Origin of the sequence: Cereibacter azotoformans (assembly GCF_021391315.1) — a bacterium.
In the GTDB taxonomy this organism is placed as follows: domain Bacteria; phylum Pseudomonadota; class Alphaproteobacteria; order Rhodobacterales; family Rhodobacteraceae; genus Cereibacter_A; species Cereibacter_A azotoformans.
In genome coordinates, this window is sequence record NZ_CP090021.1 from 2,817,176 (window position 1) to 2,835,490 (window position 18,315).

16 protein-coding genes and 1 tRNA gene are annotated in these 18,315 nt (G+C 67.0%); 10 read left to right on the forward strand and 7 right to left on the reverse strand.

Going from position 1 to position 18,315, the window contains the following annotated elements:
* Window positions 1-52 precede the first annotated feature (52 nt).
* From gltB to LV780_RS14150, 6 genes are all read right to left on the reverse strand, one after another.
* Window positions 53-4,591 (reverse strand): glutamate synthase large subunit, encoded by a 4,539-nt coding sequence (gene gltB, locus LV780_RS14125; RefSeq protein ID WP_108220915.1) that lies wholly within the window; start codon window positions 4,589-4,591, stop codon window positions 53-55.
* A 3-nt stretch (window positions 4,592-4,594) separates the two neighbouring features.
* Window positions 4,595-5,032, reverse strand: a complete 438-nt coding sequence (locus tag LV780_RS14130) for a GFA family protein (protein WP_108220914.1) — start codon at window positions 5,030-5,032, stop codon at window positions 4,595-4,597.
* Window positions 5,022-5,750, reverse strand: a complete 729-nt coding sequence (locus LV780_RS14135; protein ID WP_233863839.1) for a hypothetical protein — start codon at window positions 5,748-5,750, stop codon at window positions 5,022-5,024. Before LV780_RS14135 ends, LV780_RS14130 begins: the two co-directional genes overlap by 11 nt.
* A gap of 95 nt (window positions 5,751-5,845) precedes the next feature.
* A complete protein-coding gene (locus LV780_RS14140) occupies window positions 5,846-7,273 on the reverse strand; it encodes an NAD(P)-dependent oxidoreductase (RefSeq protein ID WP_011909726.1) in 1,428 nt (475 codons plus the stop codon).
* A gap of 164 nt (window positions 7,274-7,437) precedes the next feature.
* Complete coding sequence (locus LV780_RS14145) at window positions 7,438-8,244, reverse strand: undecaprenyl-diphosphate phosphatase (protein ID WP_011909725.1); 807 nt, start codon at window positions 8,242-8,244, stop codon at window positions 7,438-7,440.
* A gap of 33 nt (window positions 8,245-8,277) precedes the next feature.
* On the reverse strand, window positions 8,278-9,264 hold the full coding sequence (locus LV780_RS14150; RefSeq protein ID WP_011909724.1) for a complex I NDUFA9 subunit family protein: 987 nt from the start codon (window positions 9,262-9,264) through the stop codon (window positions 8,278-8,280).
* 151 nt (window positions 9,265-9,415) lie between these two features.
* Between LV780_RS14150 and LV780_RS14155 the strand changes: the two genes are divergently transcribed.
* From LV780_RS14155 to LV780_RS14190, 8 genes are all read left to right on the forward strand, one after another.
* Window positions 9,416-9,500, forward strand: a tRNA-Leu gene (locus LV780_RS14155).
* 33 nt (window positions 9,501-9,533) lie between these two features.
* On the forward strand, window positions 9,534-10,148 hold the full coding sequence (locus LV780_RS14160; RefSeq protein WP_011909723.1) for a ribonuclease D: 615 nt from the start codon (window positions 9,534-9,536) through the stop codon (window positions 10,146-10,148).
* Window positions 10,129-11,094 (forward strand): KpsF/GutQ family sugar-phosphate isomerase, encoded by a 966-nt coding sequence (locus tag LV780_RS14165; protein WP_108220913.1) that lies wholly within the window; start codon window positions 10,129-10,131, stop codon window positions 11,092-11,094. The genes LV780_RS14160 and LV780_RS14165 overlap by 20 nt, the downstream gene beginning before the upstream one ends.
* A gap of 3 nt (window positions 11,095-11,097) precedes the next feature.
* The gene (locus tag LV780_RS14170; protein ID WP_108220912.1) at window positions 11,098-11,712 is read left to right on the forward strand and encodes a hypothetical protein; all 615 of its coding nucleotides are present in this window, start codon (window positions 11,098-11,100) and stop codon (window positions 11,710-11,712) included.
* Window positions 11,713-11,735: 23 nt separating this feature from the next.
* Complete coding sequence (locus LV780_RS14175; RefSeq protein ID WP_044248905.1) at window positions 11,736-12,227, forward strand: LptA/OstA family protein; 492 nt, start codon at window positions 11,736-11,738, stop codon at window positions 12,225-12,227.
* Complete coding sequence (gene lptB / locus LV780_RS14180) at window positions 12,224-12,985, forward strand: LPS export ABC transporter ATP-binding protein (protein WP_011909719.1); 762 nt, start codon at window positions 12,224-12,226, stop codon at window positions 12,983-12,985. The genes LV780_RS14175 and lptB overlap by 4 nt, the downstream gene beginning before the upstream one ends.
* A gap of 226 nt (window positions 12,986-13,211) precedes the next feature.
* On the forward strand, window positions 13,212-13,787 hold the full coding sequence (gene hpf, locus LV780_RS14185) for a ribosome hibernation-promoting factor, HPF/YfiA family (protein WP_011909718.1): 576 nt from the start codon (window positions 13,212-13,214) through the stop codon (window positions 13,785-13,787).
* Window positions 13,788-13,820: 33 nt separating this feature from the next.
* Window positions 13,821-14,285: a PTS sugar transporter subunit IIA gene (locus tag LV780_RS14190; protein WP_108220911.1), complete on the forward strand. Its 465-nt coding sequence runs from the start codon at window positions 13,821-13,823 to the stop codon at window positions 14,283-14,285.
* A 110-nt stretch (window positions 14,286-14,395) separates the two neighbouring features.
* On the opposite strand, the gene ubiG is transcribed toward LV780_RS14190, so the two are convergent.
* The gene (gene ubiG, locus LV780_RS14195) at window positions 14,396-15,139 is read right to left on the reverse strand and encodes a bifunctional 2-polyprenyl-6-hydroxyphenol methylase/3-demethylubiquinol 3-O-methyltransferase UbiG (RefSeq protein ID WP_108220910.1); all 744 of its coding nucleotides are present in this window, start codon (window positions 15,137-15,139) and stop codon (window positions 14,396-14,398) included.
* 61 nt (window positions 15,140-15,200) lie between these two features.
* On the opposite strand from ubiG, the gene pip reads away from it, so the two are divergent.
* The gene (gene pip / locus LV780_RS14200) at window positions 15,201-16,169 is read left to right on the forward strand and encodes a prolyl aminopeptidase (RefSeq protein ID WP_101339627.1); all 969 of its coding nucleotides are present in this window, start codon (window positions 15,201-15,203) and stop codon (window positions 16,167-16,169) included.
* Between the two features lie 207 nt (window positions 16,170-16,376).
* Window positions 16,377-18,287 (forward strand): molecular chaperone DnaK, encoded by a 1,911-nt coding sequence (gene dnaK / locus LV780_RS14205; RefSeq protein WP_011909714.1) that lies wholly within the window; start codon window positions 16,377-16,379, stop codon window positions 18,285-18,287.
* Window positions 18,288-18,315 lie beyond the last annotated feature (28 nt).

Consider the following 18,315-nt stretch of genomic DNA (forward strand, 5'->3'; position numbering starts at 1 on the left):
CAGGAGGTTCGTGTGCAGGACGGGAGGCTTGCGCCCCCCGTCCGGTTCCCGATCATTCCGCCGGGACGGCCTGCGGCTCGTCCGACAGCGGGAAGGGCAGATGCACCAACATCTCCTTCGGGCAGACCTGCAGGAAGTTCGCCCGCTCGGTCTCCCAGTCGTTCAGGATGCGCGCCGCGTGCCGGCTGCCCGTCTCGCGCACATGGCGCTCGATCAGGCCCTTGAGCTGCGCCTCCCAGTGCGGGTGGCTGACCGCGCAGGTCACGAGCGTCTCGAGGTTCATGAAATCCTCCGCCACGCCCTTGGGGTCGTAGAGATAGGCCATGCCGCCCGTCATGCCCGCGCCGAAGTTCGCGCCGATCCGGCCAAGGATCACCGCGACGCCGCCGGTCATGTATTCGCAGCCGTTCGAGCCGCAGCCCTCGACCACCACCTTCGCGCCCGAGTTCCGCACCGCGAACCGCTCGCCCGCGCGGCCGGCGGCGAAGAGGAAGCCGTCGGTCGCGCCATAGAGCACGGTGTTGCCGATGATCGTGTTGTCGGCCGCCACGAGCGGGCTCTCCATCTGCGGATGGACCACGATGGTGCCGCCCGACAGGCCCTTGGCCACATAGTCGTTGGCATCGCCCGCGACCTCGATCTTCAGCCCCTTGGCCGCGAAGGCGCCCAGCGACTGCCCGCAGGAGCCCGTGAGCTTCACCGTCAGATGGTCGGGCTGCAGGTTGTTCCGCATCCCGTATTTCCTGACGATGTGGCTCGAGGCGCGCGTGCCGATGGTGCGGTGCGTGTTCCGCACCGCGTAGGAGAGCTGCATCTTCTCGCCGTCCTCGAAGAAGCGCGCCCCATCCTTGACGATCTCGGCATCGAGCGTGTCCGGCACCGCATTGCGCGGCTTCGAACGGTCGTAGGTGATGCGGTTCGACCCGTCCACGGTGATGAGAAGCGGGTTCAGGTCCAGATCGTCGAGATGCGCGGCCCCCCGGCTGACCTGCACCAGCAGGTCGGCCCGGCCGATGATCTCGTCCATCGAGCGCGCACCAATCGAGGCGAGGATCTCGCGCACCTCCTGGGCGTAGAAGGTGATGAGGTTCACCACCTTGTCCGCCGAGCCCGAGAACTTGTCGCGCAGCGCCTTGTCCTGCGTGCAGACGCCCACCGGGCAGGTGTTCGACTGGCACTGGCGCACCATGATGCAGCCCATCGCGATCAGCGCGGCGGTGCCGATGCCGTATTCCTCGGCGCCCATCATCGCGGCCATCACGATGTCACGGCCCGTCCGCAGGCCACCGTCGGTGCGCAGCGTCACCCGCTCGCGCAGGTTGTTCATCGCCAGCACCTGATGCGCCTCGGTCAGGCCCATCTCCCACGGCAGGCCCGCGTATTTGATCGAGGTGCCCGGAGAGGCCCCGGTGCCGCCGTTGTGGCCCGAGATCAGGATCACGTCGGCCTTGGCCTTGGCCACGCCCGCCGCGATGGTGCCCACACCGCTTGCCGCCACCAGCTTGACCGTGACCTTGGCGCGCGGGTTGATCTGCTTCAGGTCGTAGATCAGCTGCGCGAGGTCTTCGATCGAGTAGATGTCGTGGTGCGGCGGCGGCGAGATGAGCGTCACGCCGGGGGTCGAGTGCCGCAGCCGCGCGATGAGCTCGGTCACCTTCATGCCCGGAAGCTGGCCGCCCTCGCCCGGTTTCGCGCCCTGCGCCACCTTGATCTCAAGCTCTTCGCAGGCGTTCAGGTACTCGGCGGTGACGCCGAAGCGACCCGAGGCGACCTGCTTGATCTTGGCCGAGGGATTGTCGCCGTTGGGTTCCGGCAGGAAATGCGCCGGATCCTCGCCGCCCTCACCGGAGTCGGACTTCGCGCCGATCCGGTTCATCGCGATATTCAGCGTCTTGTGCGCCTCGGGCGACAGCGCCCCCAGCGACATGCCGGGCGTCACGAACCGCTTGCGGATCGAGGTGATCGATTCCACCTCCTCGATCGGCACCGGCCGGCCAAGCGTCTTGATGTCCAGCAGGTCGCGCAGGTGGATCGGCGGGTTGGCCCGCATCGCGGCCGAGAACTGCTTCCAGATGTCATAGCTCGCCCGGTCGCAGGCCTGCTGCAGCATGTGCATGGTCGAGGCCTCCCAGGCGTGCTTTTCGCCCGAGCGCCGCGCCTTGTAGAAGCCGCCGATCGGCAGCACGTCCGACCCGCCGAGCCAGCCCTTGGCGTGGATCTGCTCCAGCTTGTGCTGGATGCCCGAGGTGCCGATGCCCGAGATGCGGCTGTGCATGCCGGGGAAATACTCGGCCACCATGGCGCGCGAGAGACCCACGGCCTCGAAGTTCAGGCCGCCGCGATAGGAGGAGATCACCGAGATCCCCATCTTCGACATGATCTTCAGGAGGCCCGCGTTGATCGCGTCGCGGTAGCGGCGCATCGCGTCATTGAGGTTCCCCTCCAGCAGGCCGCGCTCGATCCGGTCGGCGATGGTGTCCTGCGCCAGATAGGCGTTCACCGTCGTGGCGCCGCAGCCGATCAGCACCGCGAAATAGTGCGGGTCGATGCACTCGGCCGAGCGCACATTGATCGAGCAGAAGGTCCGCAGCCCCTTGCGGGTCAGCCACGAATGGACCGCCGAGGTCACGAGGATCATCGGCATCGGCACGGCATCGGGGCCCTGGTTCTGGTCGGTCAGCACGATGTGCGCCGCGCCCGAACGCACGGCATCCTCGGCCTCGGCGCGGATGCGCTCGAGCCCGTGGCGCAGCGCGTCATGGTGATGATCGGCCGGGAAGGTGCAGTCGATGGTCGCCACATCCGAGCCGAACTGGGCCAGCATCGCCTCGAACTCCGAGTTCGCGACGAAGGGGCTTTCCAGGATCAGGATCTCGGTCTGGCTGGAATGTTCTTCCAGCACGTTCTTGAGGTTGCCGAACCGGGTCTTGAGGCTCATCACCCGGCTCTCGCGCAGGCTGTCGATCGGCGGGTTCGTGACCTGGCTGAAGTTCTGCCGGAAGAAGTGCGACAGCGGTCGATAGACCGAAGACAGCACCGCAGGCGGCGTGTCGTCGCCCATCGAGGCGATCATCTCCTTGCCGTCCTCGGCCATCGGCACGAGGACCTGCTCGATCTCCTCGACCGAGAAGCCCGCCGCGATCTGGCGCTTGCGCAGCTCGGCCGGCTCGAACATCCGCTGCTCGGGCACGGCGGCCAGGATCGCGTTCAGGTCCACGACCTTCTCGATCCAGTCGCCGAAGGGCTGCGAGGCGGCCAGCATGTCCTTGAGGGGAGCGTCGTGGTAGAGCTTGCCCTCGGCCATGTCGACGGCGATCAGCTGGCCCGGCCCGAGCGCGCCCTTTTCGCGCACGCTCATCTCATCGACCGGCACCATCCCGGCTTCCGAGCCCGCGATCAGCAGCCCGTCGCCGGTCACGACATAGCGCATCGGGCGCAGGCCGTTGCGGTCAAGCCCGCCGCAAACCCAGCGGCCGTCGGTCATCGCCAGCGCCGCCGGTCCGTCCCACGGCTCCATCACCGCGTTGCAGTAGGCGTACATGTCCGCCCAGGCCTTGGGCATGTCGGTCGTGGTCTTGGACCAGGCTTCGGGGACCATCATGGTCTTGACCATCGGCGCCGAGCGGCCCGAGCGCACCATGACCTCGAACACCGCATCCAGCGCGCCCGAGTCCGAGGCGCCCTGCGGGATGATCGGCTTGATGTCCTCGGCCGCGTCCCCGAAGGCCGACGAGGCCATGCGGATCTCGTGGCTCTTCATCCAGTTGATGTTGCCCTTGATCGTGTTGATCTCGCCGTTGTGGGCGAGCATGCGGAAGGGCTGGGCCAGCCACCATTGCGGGAAGGTGTTGGTCGAGTAACGCTGGTGGTAGATGGCGAAAGCGCTCTCGAACCGCTCGTCCATCAGGTCGGGGTAGAAGGTCGCGACCTGCTCGGCCAGCATCATGCCCTTGTAGATGATCGACCGGCACGAGAGCGAGCAGAGGTAGAGCCCCTGGATCGAGGCCGCCTGCGCCGCCTTCTCGATCCGGCGGCGGATGATGTAAAGCTCGCGCTCGAACTGGACGTCGTCGATGTCCTTCTCGCAGCGGATCAGGATCTGCTCGATCTCGGGGCGGGTGGCGTTGGCCTTCTCGCCCAGAACGCTCGTATCCACCGGGACGTGGCGCCAGCCGTAGATGTAGTGGCCCATGCGCAGCACTTCGGACTCGACGATGGTCCGGCACCGCTCCTGCGCCGAAAGATCGGTGCGCGGCAGGAAGACCTGGCCCACGGCCACGAGCTTGTTCATGTCGGGCTCGTGGCCGGTGCGGCGGATCTGGTCGTAGAAGAACTTGACCGGGATCTGGACATGGATGCCCGCGCCGTCGCCGGTCTTGCCGTCGGCATCGACGGCGCCGCGGTGCCAGACCGCCTTGAGCGCGGCGATGCCGTTCTCGACCACCTTGCGCGAGGGCTTGCCCGAGATCGAGACCACGAGCCCCACGCCGCAGGAGGCGCGCTCGTCATCGGCCTTGTAGAGACCGTGTGCATCCAGCCAGGCCCGCTTGGCTTCTTCGGCTTTCACCCAGGCTTCATCATAGGTCGTCATGGCTCACTCCTCTGGGCTGGCTGGAAGCGTGGCGAGAAACTCGGCTTCCGTCATCTGGTGGGTCGGACCGGCGAAGCTCCAGGCGTCGGGCTTGCGGTCGATGTAGATCTCGTGGGCGAGGCGGATGCCGCTCAGGTCATCGAGCAGCCCCGCCGCCAGGTAATGGTCGCGCGGCATCCCCGGCGCCGTCAGGCGATACCAGAGGGTCGAGCCGCAGGTGCCGCAGAAGCACCTTTCGGCCCAGCCGGACGAGGCGTAGCGCCGGACATGGTCGGCGCCGGTCACGGTAAGGGCGGCCTCGGGGACCATCATCGTGACGAAGGCCGAGCCCGTCCAGCGGCGGCACATCTCGCAATGGCAGGCACCGATCTCGTGCGGGGCGTGGGTCACGGCGACCGCCACCGCCCCGCAGAGGCAATGTCCCGTCCGTTCAGCGGTCATGGCGCACCTTCAGGAACTGCCCGTCTTCGGGCGCCTGCGACAGGATCGCGTCGCAGTCGAAGATCGGTTCGGTGACGAGGAAGCCGGGCTCGCCGGGAAAGACGAACTGCACGGGGCTGCCATCGACGGGCAGGAAGCCGCCCGTTCCGTCCGCCCATTGCGTCGGGCCGGCAAAGAACAGCCGCCACTCGGGATGGATGTATTCCCGGCCATGGGCCTGCCGCAGGACGGTGCCGCCGATGCTGGTCTCGGTGAACTCGAACTCCGTCTCCTGCAGCACAACGCCGTCGATGGTGAAGCTCTGCCCCGTCAGCCGGTCATAGCCGGTCACGCGGCTCCGCTCGCCCGTGTCGCGCGTCAGCCCGAAGTCGTAGCTGTCCGCGCCGGTCAGAAGCTCGGTGAAGGAGGCCGGATCGGCCGGGTTCGGGTCGAGTGTCTGACGCACGGTCGGAAACATCTCGTAGCTCTCGACCCATTGCGCCTCGTGGTCGATGTGGGACGAGAAGAAGAGGCCATCCTGATCGAAGTCCACGCGCCACTGGTCGCCGGCCGGGTCCTGTTCGCAGCGGTAGTGATGCGACACCCGGCAGCCGCGCGATTGCACGGTGAGAAAGGCCGTGCACCCCTCGGGCGGCGTGAAGGTCCGCCCCGAGCCGAGCGCGGGCGCAGCCGCAGCCAGCGCCAGACCTCCCGCCAGGATCTTCGTCAGAAGCGTCATGCCCATGGTCCCATCACCTCGCGCCCGGAGCACCCCAGGTCCCGGTCGCACCGGCCGCCCGGGACCTTCCGGGCGGTCGCTTCGCGGAGAGGCGCCTATTCGGCCGCGGCGATGGCCGGTTGCGCCAGATAGTCGAGGATCGCGTCCGCCGCTTCGCGGCCGTCGCGGATGGCCCAGACGACGAGGCTCGCGCCCCGCACGATGTCGCCCACGGCATAAACGCCGGGCAGGCTGGTCGCATGGGTGCGGAAGTCGGCCTTGATCGTGCCCCAGCGCGTCACGGCCAGTTCGGGCACCCCCCAGAGCGTCGGCAGATCCTCGGGCTCGAAGCCCAGCGCCATGATGGCGAGATCGGCCGGCTCGACATAGTCGGCGCCTTCGATCACCTCGGGCATCTGCCGGCCGGATGCGTCGGGCTCGCCCAGCCGCATCTTCTGCACGATCACGCCCTCGACCGCGTCGCCCGCAATGAAACCGCGCGGCGCCGCGAGCCAGACGAACTCGACACCTTCCTCCTCGGCGTTGGCGACCTCGCGCTGCGAGCCCGGCATGTTGGCCCGGTCGCGGCGATAGAGGCATTTCACGCTGGTGGCGCCCTGACGGATGGCGGTGCGCACGCAGTCCATCGCCGTGTCGCCGCCGCCGATCACCACGACGCGCTTGCCGCTGGCATCGAGCCCGTCGGCATCGACCTCGTCGCCGAAGCTGCGCCGGTTGGACAGGGTCAGATAGTCGAGCGCCTGCACCACGCCCGCCGAGCCCACGCCCGGCGCCGCAAGGTCGCGCTGCTTGTACACGCCCGTCGCGATCAGCACCGCGTCATGCTGGCCCCGGATCGCGTCGAAGCTGAGATCCTCGCCCACATTGCAGTTGAGCACGAATTGCACGCCCGCCTGCTCGAGCTGCTCGACGCGGCGCATGACCACGTCCTTCTCCAGCTTGAAGCCCGGAATGCCGTAGGTCAGCAGGCCGCCGGCCCGGTCGTAGCGGTCATAGACCGTGACCTGAAGCCCGGCGCGGCGCAGCGCATCGGCGGCGGCAAGCCCCCCCGGCCCTGCCCCGATGATGCCCACCGATTCCGACCGCTCGTGCATGGGGCGGCCGGGCGTCACCCAGCCGTTCTCCCAGGCCATGTCGGTGATGTATTTCTCGACCGCGCCGATGGTCACCGTGCCGTGGCCCGACTGCTCGATCACGCAGTTGCCCTCGCACAGACGGTCCTGCGGGCAGATGCGGCCGCAGATCTCGGGGAAGGTGTTGGTGGCCTGGCTGATCTCGTAGGCTTCCTGAAGCCGGCCCGTGGCGGTCAGGCGCAGCCAGTCGGGAATGTTGTTGTGCAGCGGGCAGTGCGACTGGCAGAAGGGAACACCGCACTGGCTGCAGCGGCTGGCTTGCTCGGCGGCCTTGGCAGCGGCGAACTCGCGGTAGATCTCATGGAAATCGTGCGACCGCAGGTTGGCCGGACGTTTCTCGGGGGTCTCCCTCGCCATCTTGACGAACTGGAGCATCGGTTCTTTTGCCATGCTGAGCCCTCCCTCGAGGCCGACTGCGGGGTTCGGACCTCATACAGCAGGGTCGTCAGCGATAAAAGTCAGTATAGCTGACCTATTTAGAGCTTTTTTCTCGGTTCGGCGGTCTGGAAGGGACTTTTTCGCCGCATTTAGGTCAGCACATGTTACCTATCGCCTCAGAAGCCTTTCAGAAGGGCCGCCAGAGCAATCGAGCCCACGATGATTCGCCACCAGCCGAACAAGGAATATCCGTGCCGGCTGACATAGCCGAGCAGCCAGCGGACCACGAGAACGGCGGCAAGGAAGGCGGCGACGAAGCCGACGGCGATCTCGCCCAGCGCCCCGGCGTCCAGGACGTCGCGGTTCTTGTAGAGGTCGAAGGCAAAGGCCCCCGCCATCGTCGGCATGGACAGAAAGAAGGAGAACTCGGCCGCGGCACGCTTTCCCGTTCCGAGCAGAAGGGCGCCCACGATGGTCGCCCCCGATCGCGAGACGCCGGGGACCATGGCGAGACACTGGAAGAACCCGATCTTCAGCGCCACCCCGAGCGGCACCTCCGTCACGTCATTGTAGCGCGGCGCGGGCGCCATCCGGTCCACGAAGAGCAGGATGATGCCGCCCAGGATCAGCATGATCGCGATCAGGATGGGCGTCTCGAACAGCACGGTCTTGATGAAGCCGTGCGCCATCACGCCGACCACCACCGCCGGCAGGAACGCCAGCAGCACCGCCGCGAGAAAGCGCGCCGCCTGCGGATCCCGCGGCGCCGCCCGGATCACCGAGATCAGTTTCGACGCATAGACCGTCAGCACCGCGAGCACCGCCCCGAGCTGGATCACCACCTCGAAGCTGCGGCCCGCGCTCTCAAATCCGAGGAAGTGGCCTGCAAGCAGAAGATGCCCCGTCGAGGAGACGGGAATGAATTCCGTGAGGCCTTCCAGCAGTCCGAGAACAAGCGCGACCAGCGTGGTCGAATCCGTCATGGTCGCTCCGTGTTGATTCAGATCGGGCCCGTCTCAGGTCTTGCGCAGGTTGCGGGCCGAGGCCTTGATCGAGGCATATTGACCCGAGGGGCGATAGCTCCAGAGATATTCGGGCAGCACCGCCTCCATCGCGGTGGGCGAGATCCCGAGATCCGCGAGCCCTCGGGCGCCGGGCGAGACCACATTGTCGCGCGCAAGGTTACGCACCTGATCCCGCGTCAGCGTCTTGTTGGCCAGAAGCCCGAGCGTCACCGTCTGGAGCAGATCCAGCGTCGCCGCCATCAGCCTCGCCACGCCGAAGGGCACGTTGACGATCATCTTGCGCCGCTCGATCACCCGCAGCAGCATCTGCATCAGCGCGCGGAAGCTCTCGGCGTCGGGGCCGCCAAGCTCGTAGATGCCGGGCGCCGCCCGGCCCAGCACACCCGCCACGGCGGCCTGCGCCACATCGTCCACGAACACCGGCTGAAACCGGGTCTCGCCGCCCACGACCGGCAGAACCGGGCTGAAGCGGGCCATGCGCGCGAAGCGGTTGAAGAAATCATCCTCGGGCCCGAAGATCACCGAGGGGCGCAGGATCACCGCGCGCGGGAAGGCCTGAAGCACGGCGGCCTCGCCGGCGGCCTTGCTGCGCGCATAGGCGCTGGGAGAATCCGCATCGGCGCCGATGGCCGAGATCTGGACCAGCGCCTGCACGCCCTCGGCCGCGGCCAGCCGCGCCACGCGGGCGGCGCCCTCGGCCTGCACCGACTGGAAGCGGTTCTTTCCGGCCTCGGCCAGGATGCCCACGCAGTTCACCACCGCATCGGCTCCGTGCATCACCGCCCGCACGGAAGCATCGTCACGGATGTTGCAGAACACCGGCTCGACCTGCCCGACCACCCCGTAGGGCTTGACGAACAGCGCCTCGTTCGGACGGCGGACGGCGACGCGAACGCGCCAGCCCTGCTGGGCCATCCGGCGCGCGATGTAGCGCCCCACGAAGCCCGACCCGCCGTAGATCGTCACCAGCTTGCTCATCTTCCGTCCTCACCCCGGCTTGGCCCCAAAGATTGCCCCTTCCCATAACTTTACGGCGGCAGCGGAACAAGCGTGAATGATCCTGCGGATTTTTCGTGACACCCCGTTGACACTGCCGAATCCCCCATATACATCGCGGCTCACGACACCGGCCCAGGTGGCGGAATTGGTAGACGCGCACGGTTCAGGTCCGTGTGCCGCAAGGCGTGGAGGTTCGAGTCCTCTCCTGGGCACCATCGATCCTTCGTGCCAATTCGAAGGATCAGACAGTGACAATCCACCTGCATCGGAATGACTTGCCGGACGGGCTCGATCTCGGCCGGGTGGTCGCCATCGACACCGAGACCATGGGCCTCGACCCGCGGCGGGATCGTCTGTGCGTCGTGCAGCTCTCGGCAGGGGATGGCGACGCGCATCTGGTGCAGATCGAGCGCGGGCAGACCCGCGCACCGAATCTTGAACGTCTGCTGACCGATCCGCAGGTGCTGAAGCTGTTCCACTTCGGCCGCTTCGACATCGCGGCCCTGCAGCGCGCCTTCGGCGTGCGGACCGAGCCGGTCTGGTGCACCAAGATCGCCTCGAAGATGGTGCGCACCTTCACCGACCGGCACGGACTCAAGTATCTCCTGCTCGAACTGGTGGGGGTCGATGTGTCAAAGCAGCAGCAGACCTCGGACTGGGGCGCGGCCGAACTGACAGATGCCCAGAAGGACTATGCCGCCTCGGATGTGCTTCACCTCCACCGGCTGAAGGAGGAACTCGAGGCGCGGCTCCTGCGCGAGGGTCGGATGGAACTGGCGCAACGCTGCTTCGATTTCCTTCCCACGCGGGCAGAGCTCGACCTGATGGGCTGGGACGAACCGAATGACATCTTCCACCACTGATTTCCTCACCACCGCCCGCCGGGTCATCGCGACCGAGGCCGAGGCCCTGTCGCTGCTGGGCGACAGCCTGGGCGAGGCCTTCGGCGAAGCTGTCGAGATGATCCTGCGCGCGCGCGGGCGCGTGATCGTCTCGGGCATGGGCAAATCGGGCCACATCGGGCGCAAGATCACCGCAACGCTTGCCTCGACGGGCACGCCCGCGCAGTTCGTCCATCCGGCCGAAGCCAGTCACGGCGACCTGGGGATGGTCACGCGGGACGACGTGGCCCTTGTGCTTTCCAATTCCGGCGAGACGCCGGAACTGGCCGACATCATCGCCCACACCCGGCGCTTCGACATTCCGCTGATCGGCGTGGCGGGCCGGGCGCAATCGACGCTCCTGCGGCAGTCGGACGTGGCGCTGCTGCTGCCACCCGCGCCCGAGGCCTGCGGCAACGGGATCGTGCCGACCTCCTCGACGACCATGACGCTGGCCCTGGGCGATGCGCTGGCCATCGCCCTGATGGAGCATCGGCAGTTCACGCCCGAGCATTTCCGCGTGTTCCACCCCGGCGGCAAGCTCGGGGCGCGGCTTGCGAAGGTGTCCGATCTCATGCACCGCAACCTGCCGCTGGTGGATGCGGGCACTCCCATGGGCGAGGCGCTGATCACCATGAGCCGGCTCGGGTTCGGGGTGCTGGGCGTGTCCGGGCAGGACGGGCGGCTCGAGGGGGTGATCACCGACGGCGACCTCCGGCGTCATCTGGACGGGCTGCTCGGGCTCTGCGTTGACGACGTGATGACCCGCAATCCACGCACCATCGCACCCGACGCGCTGGCCGAACGGGCCGTGGCCGAGATGAACGCCCGGAAGATCACCTCGCTCTTCGTGGTCGATCCCGAGGGTTCGGGCGCGGCCGCCGGGCTGATCCACATCCACGATTGCCTGCGCGCCGGGGTGGTGTGACCGATGGCGGCGCAGCGGCCCGACAATCTTCACTCCCGGCTGGTCGCCTGGCTGAAGATCGTCCTGCCGCTGGCGGCGCTGGCAGTGCTGTCCACCCTGTTCCTCGTCGCGCGCACCATCAATCCCGACGATGCGATTCCCTACGCCGAGGTGGATGTCGAAGGGCTGGTGCGCGAACCCCGGATCACCGCGCCAACCTGGGCGGGCATCACGAGCGACGGCGCCGCCCTCAGCGTCGAGGCGGCCGAGGCCCGGCCGGGCCAGACCGCGGGTGAAGAGGGCCGGGCCGCGGCGCTGCGCGCGCGCCTCGAGACACCGGACGGCGCAGTTGCAAGCCTTGTGGCGGCGACCGGATCGCTCGACGGCGAGGCGCGTCTTTTGCGGCTTGGCGGCGGGGTGGAACTGGAAACCTCGACCGGCTACCATCTGACCACCGAGGCCATGACGGCCGGACTGGACGAGACCGACGTGCGGTCCGTGGGCGCGCTCGAGGCAACGGGCCCCGTCGGCCGCATCGATGCCGGATCGATGCGCCTGAGCGAGGATCCCGAGGCACCCGGCAGCTATGTGCTGACCTTCGGGAATCGTGTGAAGCTGGTGTACGATCCGACGAAGTGATGGACCCGATGTCGAGGCATGTGATGAAGACGATCCTGATGGCGGCGGCCGCCGCGCTCTGGCTGCCCGCGGCGTCGCTCGCACAGGGCGCCAACGTGGCCTTCGGGGGGGGGCTGACGCAGGACACCTCGCTGCCCGTCGAGATCGAGTCCGACGAGCTGCAGGTGAACCAGGCGGACGGAACGGCGATCTTTCTCGGCAATGTCCGCGTCGTTCAGGGCCCGATGCGCCTCGCCGCGCAGTCGGTCCGGGTGGAATATGCGCCCGAAGGCGGCGGGATCCGCAGGCTCCATGCCTCGGGCGGGGTCACGCTGGCCAACGAGCGCGAGGCGGCCGAGGCGCAGGAGGCCATCTACACGATCGAGAGCGGCGAGGTCGTGATGACCGGCGACGTCCTGCTCACGCAGGGGCCCAACACGCTGGCCGGTCAGAGACTGGTGATCGACCTCACCGCGGGCACCGGCCGCATGGAGGGCCGGGTGCAGACCGTGTTCCGTCCGGGCACGTCGCCATGAACGCGAAATCCGGGTTCATCCTCTCGGACGAAAGGTCCGGTCTTCAAGTCATCGGCCTGCGCAAGAGCTACAAGCGCCGTCCCGTCATCCGCGACGTGACCATGCATCTCGACCGCGGAGAGGTCGTGGCGCTGCTCGGGCCGAACGGGTCGGGCAAGACGACCTGCTTTTACGCCATCGCCGGTCTCATCAGCCCCGAGGGCGGGCAGGTCCTGATCGAGGGCCGCGACGTCACGGCCCTGCCGATGTATCGCCGCGCGCGGATGGGGATCGGCTACCTGCCGCAGGAGGTCTCGATCTTCCGCGGCCTGTCGGTCGAGGACAACATCCTCGCGGTGCTCGAGATCACCGAAAAGGACCCCCACACCCGGCGCGAGCGGCTCGAGGAACTGCTGGGCGAGTTCTCGATCGCCCATCTGCGGCGCACGCCCGCGCTCGCCCTCTCCGGGGGTGAGCGGCGGCGGGTGGAGATTGCGCGCTGTCTTGCCGCAGATCCCCGCTACCTGCTGCTCGACGAGCCCTTCGCAGGCGTCGATCCGATCGCCGTGGGCGAGATCCGCAGCCTCGTCCACGACCTCAAGAGCCGGGGCATCGGCGTGCTGATCACCGACCATAACGTGCGGGAAACGCTGGAAATCGTGGACAGGGCCTACATTCTCCACGACGGCACCGTCCTCAAGAGCGGAACGACGGAAGAAGTGGTTCACGACGAAATGGTGCGGCGGGTCTATCTCGGGCAGAACTTCCGCATCTCGTAGCGCCTTCAGGTCAGGCGAAGGGCTTGAGCTTGCTGTTGACAAGCGCGCGCCAAAAGCAGCCAAATGACCTTGATGCGTGCAGAACCCGCCCTCGTCGCCGCTCCCTCAAGGCCCCGCAGAAGTGCAAGGCCCCACCGGTCCCGACGTTTGCCCGCATCCGCAATAACAGATCGGCGGGCACCCCGGTTCGGGGCGGACTGGCCATGCCGAGTCAAAAGGAGGAATCATGCGATACCAGATCAGCGGGAAACAGATCGACATCGGTGAGGCACTGCAGACCCACGTCAAGTCCGAGCTTGGCGAGGTGATCGAGAAGTACGCCCAGCGCCCCACCGAAGCGACGATCGTCTTTTCGCGCGTTGCGCATGAACATGTCTGCGAAGCCACCATCCATCTGTCCACCGGCCTGACCGCGCAGGCCACGGGCCGGGCGACCGAGATCTACGCCGCCTTCGAGAGCTGCCGCGAGAAGATGGACAAGCAGTTGCGCCGCTACAAGCGCCGCCTGCGGGACCATCACCGCGAGCGAACGGCGCCGGTTGAATTCGGTCCGGGTTCCTCCTATATCCTCGCCGCATCCGAGGAAGTCGAGGATGGAGAGGCCGACACGCTTCAGCCGATGGTGATCGCCGAGATGGAGACGAAGGTTCCTTCGATCACCGTGGGCGAGGCCGTCATGCAGCTGGAACTCGCGGGCCACAACATGCTTGTCTTCCGCAATGAAGGTCATGGCGGGGTGAACGTCGTCTACCGTCGGGATGACGGGAACATCGGCTGGATTGACCCGCGCAACAGCAAATAGCGCGCGCTCAAGGCGCAGGACAAGCGACCGCCCATGGAACTATCCAAACTTCTGATGCCGGAAGCCGTTCGGGTTCTGAGTCAGGTCACCAGCAAGAAGCGCCTCTTCCACGAACTGGGAGAGGTTGCCGCTCAGGCCTATGGCCTGAATGCCTCGGTGGCCGTCGACGGGCTGCAGGAGCGTGAGAGCCTTGGCCCGACGGGCGTCGGTCACGGAATCGCGCTGCCGCACGCCCGGCTCGAGGATCTCGACCGGATCGTGGGCGTGTTCCTGCGCCTTGAAAAGCCGCTGGATTATGACAGCGTGGACCGCCAGCCGGTGGACCTCGTCTTCGCGCTCTTCGCGCCGAAGGACTCCGGGGTGGACCACCTCAAGGCCCTGGCGCTCGTGTCGCGCACCATGCGCGATGCGGGTGTCTGCACCAAGCTGCGCGCGAACACCGATCCGGCCAAGCTGCACGCGATCCTGACGGAAACCCGCGCACCGCAGGCCGCCTGATCCCGGGGCGAACGGGTCATGCCGTTCGTCCCGCGACCGATCCTCCCGATCCGACCCGACCGTGCCTCGACCCATGATGCGGTCGGGCCGGGCTACCGGCCTTCCGGCCGCTAGCGCGGGCGCACGCTGGCCGTGACGTAGTTCACCGACAGGTCCCGGTCAGACAGGCTCCAGCTCCAGCTGACGGGGTTGAACACCATGCCCTTGCGGTCCACCGGGTCGAGGCCGGCCTTGCGGATCAGGTCGTAGAGCTCGTCCGGCGTGATGAACTTGGACCAGTCGTGCGTGCCCTTGGGCAGCCAGCGCATGATCCATTCGGCCCCGACGATCGCCATCGCAAAGCTCTTGGGATTGCGGTTGAGGGTCGAGCAGACCATCAGGCCACCGGGCTTCAGCAGCTCGCGGCAGGCCGTGAGATAGGCCAGCGGGTCGGCCACATGCTCGACCACCTCCATGTTCAGCACGACGTCGAACCGCTCGCCTGCGGCCGCGAGATCCTCGGCGGTCGTGTTGCGGTAGTCGATGGTCAGGCCCGACTGTTCGGCATGCAGCCTTGCCACCGGAATGTTGCGCGGCGCCGCATCGGCGCCCACCACGTCGGCCCCGAGGCGGGCCATCGGCTCCGACAGAAGCCCGCCGCCGCACCCGATGTCGAGCAGCCGCAGACCCTGGAACGGCAGGGGGGCCGACAGGTCGCGGTCGAACTCGGCCGCGATCTGCCGGGTGATGTAATCCAGCCGGCAGGGGTTCATCTGATGGAGGGGCTTGAACTTTCCGTGCGGGTTCCACCATTCCGCCGCCATGGCCTCGAACTTCGCGACTTCGGCCGGGTCGATGGTGGAGGTGGCGGACATGGGAAACTCCTTGCGGTTTCAGCGGTAGCGGATCAGGCTGGCCGGGTTATATAGGACGACCATGGATCAAAGATCAGGCCAAAAGCGCGCAGTCGAGTTCCTTTATCCGTCGATCGACCCGTTCGATCAGCGGGTGATCGACATGGGCGACGGCCACCGGATCTATGTCGAGCAGTGCGGCAACCCGCAAGGTGAGGCGGTGCTCGTGCTTCATGGCGGACCGGGCGGCGGCTGCAGCCCCTCGATGCGGCGCTATTTCGACCCGGAACGCTACCGGGTGGTGCTCTTTGACCAGCGCGGCTGCGGGCGGTCGCGGCCCCATGCCTCGGTCGAGGCCAACACGACCTGGCATCTCGTCTCGGACATCGAGGTGATCCGCGCCAAGCTCGGGATCGACCGCTGGACCTGCTTCGGGGGCAGCTGGGGCGCCACTCTGGCGCTGATCTACGCCATTTCGCACCCCGAGCGGGTGACGAACCTCGTGCTGCGCGGCGTCTTCCTGATGACACGGGCGGAACTGGACTGGTTTTATGGCGGAGGCGCGGCGACCTTCTTCCCCGACATCTGGGCGCGGTTCGTGGCCCCCGTCCCCGCGGCCGAGAGAGGCGACCTGATCGCCGCCTATCACCGGCGGCTGTTCTCGGGGAACCTGATGGAAGAGAGCCGGTTCGGCCGCGCCTGGGCGAACTGGGAGAACGCGCTCGCCTCGGTCTCGCAAGACGTTCCGGTGGGCGAGAGCCCCTCGGAATATGCGCGCGCCTTCGCCCGACTGGAGAATCACTATTTCTCGAATGCAGGTTTCCTCGAGCAGGACGGCTGGATCCTCGCCAACCGCTCGCGGATCGCGCACATTCCGGCCGTGATCGTGCAGGGGCGCTATGACATGATCTGCCCCCCGCTCTCTGCCTGGAAACTGGCCGAGGGCTGGGAGAAGGCGGACCTGCGGCTGGTGCCCTTCGCGGGCCACGCACTTTCGGAACCCGGCATCAGCGCCGAGCTGGTGCGCGTGATGGACACGCTTCCCCGCTAGGCCCGGCTCGCGGCCGGGGCCTGAAAATCATCGGCAGTTTGACATGATTTTCACGGCGGCGTGACGCTTGCAGCCCCAAATGCCCCCCCCTATATACGCCCGGTAGCCGAAGTGGGTGCCACTCCTTCGGCCTGAATACGGGATCGGGGATCGGACGCCGACAGTCGGGCCTGACCCCCACAACATCGCCGCAAGAGAGGTGCATACATGGCCAAAGTCATCGGGATCGACCTCGGGACGACCAACTCCTGCGTTGCCATCATGGACGGCGCGCAACCCCGTGTGATCGAGAACTCGGAAGGGGCGCGCACGACGCCCTCGATCGTCGGTTTCACCGACAGCGAACGCCTCGTGGGCCAGCCGGCCAAGCGTCAGGCGGTCACCAACCCCTCGAACACCGTCTTCGCCGTCAAGCGCCTGATCGGCCGGCGCGTGGGCGATGCCGAGGTGGAGAAGGACAAGAAGCTCGTCCCCTATGCCATCGTGAACGGCGGCAACGGCGACGCCTGGGTCGAGGTGCGCGGCGAGAAGTATTCGCCCAGCCAGATTTCCGCCTTCATCCTGCAGAAGATGAAGGAGACCGCCGAGGCCTACCTTGGCGAGTCGGTGACGCAAGCCGTCATCACCGTGCCCGCCTACTTCAACGACGCCCAGCGTCAGGCGACCAAGGACGCCGGCAAGATCGCGGGCCTCGAGGTGCTGCGCATCATCAACGAGCCGACGGCGGCGGCGCTCGCCTACGGTCTCGACAAGAAGGACACCAAGACGATCGCGGTCTATGACCTCGGCGGCGGGACCTTCGACATCACCATCCTCGAGATCGACGACGGCCTGTTCGAAGTGAAATCGACCAACGGGGACACGTTCCTCGGCGGCGAGGACTTCGACATGCGGATCGTCAACTACCTTGCGGACGAGTTCAAGAAAGAGCACGGGGTCGACCTCACGCTCGACAAGATGGCGCTGCAGCGGCTGAAGGAAGCCGCCGAAAAGGCCAAGATCGAGCTGTCGTCGAGCCAGCAGACCGAGATCAACCAGCCCTTCATCAGCATGGACCGCAACACCGGGCAGCCGCTGCACATGGTGATGAAGCTGACCCGGGCGAAGCTGGAAAGCCTGGTCGCGGACCTGATCAAGAAGTCGCTGAAGCCCTGCGAGGCCGCGCTGAAGGATGCCGGCGTCTCGAAATCGGACATCGACGAGGTGGTTCTCGTCGGCGGCATGACCCGGATGCCGCGGGTGGTGGAAGAGGTCACCAAGTTCTTCGGCAAGGAGCCGCACAAGGGCGTGAACCCCGATGAGGTCGTGGCTCTGGGCGCCGCCATCCAGGCGGGCGTGCTGCAGGGCGACGTCAAGGACGTGGTGCTGCTCGACGTGACCCCGCTGAGCCTCGGCATCGAGACGCTGGGCGGCGTGTTCACCCGCCTGATCGACCGCAACACCACGATCCCGACCAAGAAGAGCCAGGTGTTCTCGACCGCCGAGGACAACCAGAACGCGGTGACGATCCGCGTCTTCCAGGGCGAGCGCGAGATGGCGGCCGACAACAAGATGCTCGGCCAGTTCAACCTCGAGGACATCCCGCCGGCCCCGCGCGGGATGCCGCAGATCGAGGTGACCTTCGACATCGACGCCAACGGCATCGTGTCGGTCAGCGCCAAGGACAAGGGCACCGGCAAGTCGCAGAACATCACCATCCAGGCCTCGGGCGGCCTGTCCGATGAGGACATCGAGAAGATGGTGCGCGATGCCGAGGCCAACGCCGAGGCCGACAAGAAGCGCCGCGAGCTGGTCGAGACCAAGAACCAGGGCGAGAGCCTGCTGCACTCGACCCGCAAGTCGATCGAGGAGCATGGCGACAAGGTCGATCCCTCGACCGTCGAGGCCATCGAACTGGCGATGGGCGCGCTCGAGGAAAGCCTCAAGACCGAGGACGCCGGCAAGATCAAGGGCGGCATCCAGAACCTGACCGAGGCCGCGATGCGCCTGGGCGAGGCGATCTACAAGGCCAGCCAGTCCGAGACCGGCGCCGCGCCGGACGAGGACGGTCCTCGGTCGGTGGATGACGACATTGTCGACGCCGACTTCGAGGATCTCGGCGAGAACAAGCGGAAGTAAGGCCGCAGCGGAACGTGAAGGGGGCGGT

Excerpts from the sequence above, each read along its gene's own strand:
- LV780_RS14130 (WP_108220914.1), bottom strand. The coding sequence starts at position 5,032 with ATGACCGCTGAACGGACGGGACATTGCCTCTGCGGGGCGGTGGCGGTC.
- LV780_RS14170 (WP_108220912.1), top strand. The coding sequence starts at position 11,098 with ATGGCGGCGCAGCGGCCCGACAATCTTCACTCCCGGCTGGTCGCCTGG.
- LV780_RS14135 (WP_233863839.1), bottom strand. The coding sequence starts at position 5,750 with ATGACGCTTCTGACGAAGATCCTGGCGGGAGGTCTGGCGCTGGCTGCG.
- LV780_RS14165 (WP_108220913.1), top strand. The coding sequence starts at position 10,129 with ATGACATCTTCCACCACTGATTTCCTCACCACCGCCCGCCGGGTCATC.
- hpf (WP_011909718.1), top strand. The coding sequence starts at position 13,212 with ATGCGATACCAGATCAGCGGGAAACAGATCGACATCGGTGAGGCACTG.
- lptB (WP_011909719.1), top strand. The coding sequence starts at position 12,224 with ATGAACGCGAAATCCGGGTTCATCCTCTCGGACGAAAGGTCCGGTCTT.
- pip (WP_101339627.1), top strand. The coding sequence starts at position 15,201 with ATGGATCAAAGATCAGGCCAAAAGCGCGCAGTCGAGTTCCTTTATCCG.
- LV780_RS14175 (WP_044248905.1), top strand. The coding sequence starts at position 11,736 with ATGAAGACGATCCTGATGGCGGCGGCCGCCGCGCTCTGGCTGCCCGCG.
- dnaK (WP_011909714.1), top strand. The coding sequence starts at position 16,377 with ATGGCCAAAGTCATCGGGATCGACCTCGGGACGACCAACTCCTGCGTT.
- LV780_RS14190 (WP_108220911.1), top strand. The coding sequence starts at position 13,821 with ATGGAACTATCCAAACTTCTGATGCCGGAAGCCGTTCGGGTTCTGAGT.
- gltB (WP_108220915.1), bottom strand. The coding sequence starts at position 4,591 with ATGACGACCTATGATGAAGCCTGGGTGAAAGCCGAAGAAGCCAAGCGG.
- LV780_RS14145 (WP_011909725.1), bottom strand. The coding sequence starts at position 8,244 with ATGACGGATTCGACCACGCTGGTCGCGCTTGTTCTCGGACTGCTGGAA.
- LV780_RS14140 (WP_011909726.1), bottom strand. The coding sequence starts at position 7,273 with ATGGCAAAAGAACCGATGCTCCAGTTCGTCAAGATGGCGAGGGAGACC.
- ubiG (WP_108220910.1), bottom strand. The coding sequence starts at position 15,139 with ATGTCCGCCACCTCCACCATCGACCCGGCCGAAGTCGCGAAGTTCGAG.
- LV780_RS14150 (WP_011909724.1), bottom strand. The coding sequence starts at position 9,264 with ATGAGCAAGCTGGTGACGATCTACGGCGGGTCGGGCTTCGTGGGGCGC.